The organism is Streptomyces turgidiscabies Car8, assembly GCF_000331005.1.
GTDB lineage: Bacteria > Actinomycetota > Actinomycetes > Streptomycetales > Streptomycetaceae > Streptomyces > Streptomyces turgidiscabies.
The window spans coordinates 1-5,612 of record NZ_AEJB01000047.1; the positions used below are offsets into that span (position 1 = coordinate 1).

Annotated in this window: 6 protein-coding genes; all 6 read left to right on the top strand. The window is 71.5% G+C overall.

What is annotated here, in order from left to right; all coding sequences use genetic code 11:
• Nucleotides 1–181 precede the first annotated feature (181 nt).
• Nucleotides 182–1,288: a sugar phosphate isomerase/epimerase family protein gene (locus STRTUCAR8_RS03415; RefSeq protein ID WP_078507101.1), complete on the top strand. Its 1,107-nt coding sequence runs from the start codon at nt 182–184 to the stop codon at nt 1,286–1,288.
• Entirely contained in the window at nt 1,285–1,953 is a 669-nt protein-coding gene (locus tag STRTUCAR8_RS03420) for an EboA domain-containing protein (RefSeq protein ID WP_006374030.1), read from the top strand. Before STRTUCAR8_RS03415 ends, STRTUCAR8_RS03420 begins: the two co-directional genes overlap by 4 nt.
• Nucleotides 1,953–2,801 carry a TatD family hydrolase gene (locus STRTUCAR8_RS03425; protein ID WP_006374027.1) on the top strand — a complete coding sequence of 283 codons (849 nt, stop codon included), beginning with the start codon at nt 1,953–1,955 and terminating at the stop codon, nt 2,799–2,801. The genes STRTUCAR8_RS03420 and STRTUCAR8_RS03425 overlap by 1 nt, the downstream gene beginning before the upstream one ends.
• Before the next feature lie 3 nt (nt 2,802–2,804).
• Complete coding sequence (eboE, locus tag STRTUCAR8_RS03430; protein ID WP_006374026.1) at nt 2,805–3,974, top strand: metabolite traffic protein EboE; 1,170 nt, start codon at nt 2,805–2,807, stop codon at nt 3,972–3,974.
• Nucleotides 3,975–4,145: 171 nt separating this feature from the next.
• Nucleotides 4,146–5,183 (top strand): sugar phosphate isomerase/epimerase family protein, encoded by a 1,038-nt coding sequence (locus tag STRTUCAR8_RS03435; RefSeq protein ID WP_006374029.1) that lies wholly within the window; start codon nt 4,146–4,148, stop codon nt 5,181–5,183.
• Between the two features lie 25 nt (nt 5,184–5,208).
• A partial coding sequence (locus STRTUCAR8_RS03440) for an ABC transporter permease subunit (RefSeq protein ID WP_199791662.1) occupies nt 5,209–5,612 on the top strand: 404 nt, incomplete at its 3' end.

A 5,612-nucleotide genomic window follows, 5' to 3' on the forward strand; every position in this document is an offset into this window, starting at 1 on the left:
TGAAGGCGATGACGAGGCGGAGCAGCCAGCCGCGGTTCCCACCGGGCCTCATGGTGTTGTCCTTCCGGACGGATGCGCGAATCAGTTGCGGTACGGATTCCGATCAGATGATGCCGAACAGGATTCCCGCTCCGAGGATGGCGAGCGAGGTGAGCACGGCCCACTTGACCACGAACTTGGTGTGGTCGCCGAACTCGACCTTCGCCACCCCACCACCATCCCCGCCCCCCTCCGCTTCGGGTACGGAACCAACGGCCTCACCGACCTCCGTCTCGACGACGCCCTCGGTCTGCTGGCCGACCTCGGCTACGACGGCGTCGGTCTGACCCTCGACCACATGCACCTCGACCCGCTCGCCCCCGACCTCGCCGAGCGCACCCGACGCGTGGCCCGCCGCCTGAACGCCCTGGGGCTCGGCGTCACCGTGGAGACCGGCGCCCGCTACGTACTCGACCCACGCCGCAAACACGGCCCCTCGCTCCTCGACCCCGACCCGGACGACCGCTCACGACGCGTCGACCTCCTGCTCAGGGCCGTGCGTGTCGCCGCGGACCTCGGCGCCCACGCCGTGCACTGCTTCAGCGGCGTCAACCCCGCCGACACGCACCCGGACACCGCCTGGCACCGCCTGACCGAAGCACTAACCCCCGTCCTGGAGGCGGCCACAGCAGCAGACCTCCCACTCGCGATCGAACCCGAACCCGGCCATCTGCTCGCCACCCTCGCCGACTTCCACCACCTCCGCCACGCGCTCGACGACCCTGCGGCGCTCGGCCTCACCCTCGACATCGGTCACTGCCAGTGCCTCGAACCCCTCCCTCCCGAGGAGTGTGTCCGCGCCGCCGCACCCTGGCTGCGTCACGTCCAGATCGAGGACATGCGCCGAGGAGTCCACGAACATCTCCCGTTCGGAGAAGGCGAGATCGACTTCCCGCCCGTGCTCGCCGCACTGTCCGCCACCGGCTACCAGGGCCTGACCGTCGTGGAACTGCCCCGCCACTCACACGCGGGCCCCCACTACGCCGAACACTCCCTCCACCACCTCCGCCGCGCAGCTCTCTCCCCCTCGAATCCACCCGCCGACTCCCCTCAAAGCGGGCCTGCCCAGGCAGCACCGGCGTCCAGGTCCGCCCCAGGCCCGCAGCCGGCCACGCCGACCCGGGCCGCGCCGGCAGCACCGCAGACCGTTCACCCCCCGACCGCCCACACCCCGGTAGCCGCTCCTGTCACCCTCTTCGCACCACCGACCAGGCCTTCCACCGCCCGCGCCGAAGGGAGCACCCCGTGACCCGGCCCCACACCGGACCGGGCGCACCGGCGACCGACGGCCCCCTCTCTCTCGTCCCGTTGGACGTTCTCCCCACCCAGGTCACCGCCCACCTCGGTGAAGCCGCCCGCGCATGGCTCGCCCTCGCCCTGGACGAGGCAGCCGCCCACTCCCACACCCAAGGCCCCGTCTCCGCCTGGGAGTTGCGCCTCGCCGAGGCCGGTCGCCGGTGCGGCACCGACCACGCGGACGCCGTACGCGTCCTCATCCTGAACGCCGCCCAGGCCGGCCCGGACGCCCTCACCCGCGTCTACCGACAGGGCACCGCCGCCGAACGCCGAGCCGTCCTGCACGCCCTGCCCCTCCTGGTCGCGGGCCCCGAGGCGCTCCCCCTCGTCGAGGACGCCCTGCGCACCAACGACACGCGCCTCGTCGCCGCGGCCGTCGGCCCGTACGCCGCCCGTCACCTGGACGCCCACAACTGGCGCCACGCCGTGCTGAAGTGCCTGTTCACCGGTGTGCCCGTCGACGCGGTGGCCGACCTCCACCACCGGGCACGGGCCGACACGGAACTCGCCCGCATGCTCGACGACTACGCCGCCGAACGCACCGCCGCCGGCCGCCCCGTCCCCGGCGATCTGCACCGCGTCCTGGCTCTGACGGCGTCCGAAGCGAAGGAGTCCTGATGCGCATCTTCGACCCCCACATCCACATGACGTCCCGGACCACCGACGACTACCAGGCCATGTACACCGCAGGCGTCCGCGCCGTCGTCGAGCCCTCCTTCTGGCTCGGCCAGCCCCGCACCTCGCCCGCCTCCTTCTACGACTGCTTCGACTCCCTCCTGGGCTGGGAACCCTTCCGCGCCGCCCAGTACGGCATCGCCCACCACTGCACGATCGCCCTCAACCCCAAAGAGGCGAACGACCCCCGCTGCACCCCCGTCCTCGACGAACTGCCCCGGTATCTCGCCAAGGACCGCGTCGTCGCCGTCGGCGAGATCGGCTACGACTCGATGACCCCCGCCGAGGACACCGCGTTCGCCGCCCAGCTCCAGCTCGCCGCCGACCACGGCTTGCCCGCACTCGTCCACACCCCGCACCGCGACAAGCTCGCCGGCCTCCGCCGCACCCTGGACGTCGTACGGGAGTCGGCCCTGCCCCCGGAACACGTCCTGGTCGACCATCTCAACGAGACCACCGTCAAGGAGGCCAAGGACAGCGGCTGCTGGCTCGGCTTCTCCGTCTATCCCGAGACCAAGATGGACGAGGAACGGATGGTCGCCGTCCTCCGCGACCACGGGCCCGAGCAGGTCCTGGTCAACTCCGCGGCCGACTGGGGCAGAAGCGACCCCCTCAAGACCCGCAGGGTCGGCGACCTGATGCTGGCGGAGGGCTTCACCGAGGACGACGTCGACCGTGTCCTGTGGCGCAACCCGGTCGCCTTCTACGGGCTCAGCGGCCGACTGGACCTCCAAGCCGACGCGACCGGCGCCACCCACGAGGGCAACTCCGTCCTGCGCGGCGGGGAGTGACCGATGCGCTTCCGCCACCCCGACGGCTCCACCGTCCACCTCGCCTACTGCACCAACGTCCACCCCGCCGAAACCCTCGACGGCGTCCTCGCCCAACTCCGCGACCACTGCGAACCCGTACGCCGACGCCTCGGCCGAGACCGTCTCGGCATAGGACTCTGGCTGGCCAGGGAGGCGGCCCACGCCCTGGTCAGCGACCCCTCCGCCCTGCGCCGGCTGCGCACCGAACTCGACCGGCGCGGGCTCGAAGTCGTCACCCTCAACGGCTTCCCCTACGAGGGATTCGGCGCCGAAGAGGTCAAGTACCGCGTCTACAAGCCGGACTGGGCCGACCCCGAGCGGCTCGCCCACACCACCGACCTGGCCCGGGTCCTCGCCGGTCTCCTCCCCGACGACGTCACCGAAGGCAGCGTCTCCACCCTGCCCCTCGCCTGGCGCACCGCCCACGACGAGAAGCGCGCGGTCACTGCCCTGACCGCTCTGGGCACCCTCGCGCAACGCCTCGACGCCCTCGCCGAACTCACCGGCCGCTCCATCCGCGTCGGCCTGGAACCGGAACCCGGCTGCACCGTCGAGACCACCGCCGACGCCATCGCCCCGCTCACCGCGATCGGCCACGACCGCATCGGAATCTGCGTCGACACCTGCCACCTCGCCACCTCCTTCGAAGACCCCCACACCGCCCTGGACGCACTCGCCCAGGCAGGCGTCCCCGTCGTCAAGTCCCAGCTCTCCGCCGCCCTGCACGCCGAACACCCCCATCTGCCCGACGTCCGCGAGGCTCTCGCCGCCTTCGACGAGCCCCGCTTCCTGCACCAGACCCGCACCGCCACCGCCGCCGGACTGCGCGGCACCGACGACCTGGGCGAGGCACTCGGCGGCGACGCCCTGCCCGACGCCTCCCCATGGCGCGCCCACTTCCACGTCCCCCTCCACGCGGCCCCGGCCGCCCCCCTCACCTCCACGCTCCCCGTGCTCAAGTCCGCCCTGACCCGGCTCGTCGGCGGCCCGCACCCCCTCACCCGGCACCTGGAGGTCGAGACCTACACCTGGCAGGCCCTCCCACCCGAGCTACGGCCCCGCGCCCGCGCCCAGCTCGCCGACGGCATCGCCGCCGAACTCACCCTCGCCCGCAACCTGTTGACCGACCTTGGCCTCAAAGAGCTGCCATGAGCCCCGGCCGCGCCGACGAAGCCCCCGTCCGCTCCCCCCGTCCCGTCGACGGCCGGCACCCGGCCACCGACGTGACAGCACCCCCGCCCCGACCGACCGGTTTCTCCTGACCGATCACCAGTGAAGCACCCACCACTGACAACGGCCCTTTCACCCAGAGGAGCTCCAGGCATGAGCCGCACCCAGCACACCGACCCCGAACTCGCCCACCGCCTCAGCAGAAGAGGCATGCTCGGCGTGGCCGCAGGCGCCACCGCCGCCGCTCTCCTCGGGGCCGCCTCCCCGGCCACCGCGGCCACCTCGCCACAGACCGCCGGTGGCGGCCGCGGCCGTCCCGTCCTGCCGCCCGGCCGGCTCGGCATCCAGCTGTACAGCCTCCGCGACAAGGTCTCCACGCTGGGCTTCGCCCCCGTCTTCGCCGAACTGAAGAAGTACGGCTACGACGAGGTCGAGTTCGCCGGATACACCCAGGGCTCCGCCGGCCCCATCACCCTCGCCCAGCTCAAGCGGCTCGCCCGCAACCACGGCCTGAACCCGATCGGCAGCCACGTCGGCTACTACTCCGACGACCCGAACGCGTACACCTTCGCGCAGAACCTCGACAAGGTCCTCGACGACGCCCAGGCCCTCGGCCTCAAGCACATCGGCACCGCCTCCGGCCCGTTCCGCTACGGCTCCACCGTCGACGCCTGGAAGCGGGCGGCGGAGGAGTTCAACACGTACGGCGCGGCGGCCCGGGCACGCGGCATGAAGTTCTACCAGCACAACCACTCCGAGGAGTTCTCCTTCGCCACCGACAACCCGAAGGTCCGGCTGTACGACGTCCTGCTCGCCGAGACCGATCCCAAGCTCGTGTACCTGGAGATGGACATCTTCTGGGCGTACTCGGGCCAGTTCCGCTTCTCGAAGCGGCCCGACGGCACACCGGCGCCCTTCGAGCCCCTCGACTACGTCCTCAGGCAGCCCGACCGCTACCCCCTCTTCCACGTCAAGGACGGCGTGAGCGACCCGGGCAACCAGTACGGCTACCGCATGACCGACGTCGGCGACGGAGACATCGACTACCAGCGGTTCATCTCCGGCGTCACCCGGCTGCGCGGCCACCGCCTGGCGCACCACTGGCAGGCCGAGCACGACAACCCGACCGAGTCCTTCACCTTCGCGCGCCGCTCCAGCGAGCACCTCCACTCCCTGCGCGAGAAGTGCTGACGCAGCCCCGTACACATGAGGAGGTCTGGTCGCCGGCTTCTACCGGGGCCGCTTCGAGGCCGCTTCCGGATTCGCCGCCGACGTCGTCATGTCGCTGCCCGGCGTCGTCCTCCTCATCGCCCTCTACTCCCTCACCGGTCCCGACATCCCCGTCGCCATGGCCGTGTTCGGTCTCCTCGTAGCTCCCGGTTACTACCGGCTCGTACGCGGCGTGGTCGTGGGAGTGCGCTCCGAGTTGTACGTGGATGCCGCTCGCGTCGTGGGTCTGTCCGACCTGCGTATCGTCGGGCGCCATGTCCTGTGGGCCGTACGTGTACCTGTTGTCATCCAGAGTTCCTTCGTCCTCGCCGCCGGCATCGGCATCGAGGCCGGCATCTCCTTCCTCGGCCTCGGCGACGCCAACGCCGGCTCCTGGGGGGTGGTGCTCCA

Bases quoted from the DNA above. Each gene is read 5' to 3' on its own strand.
- STRTUCAR8_RS03425 (WP_006374027.1), top strand. From the start codon at position 1,953: ATGCGCATCTTCGACCCCCACATCCACATGACGTCCCGGACCACCGAC.
- eboE (WP_006374026.1), top strand. From the start codon at position 2,805: ATGCGCTTCCGCCACCCCGACGGCTCCACCGTCCACCTCGCCTACTGC.
- STRTUCAR8_RS03435 (WP_006374029.1), top strand. From the start codon at position 4,146: ATGAGCCGCACCCAGCACACCGACCCCGAACTCGCCCACCGCCTCAGC.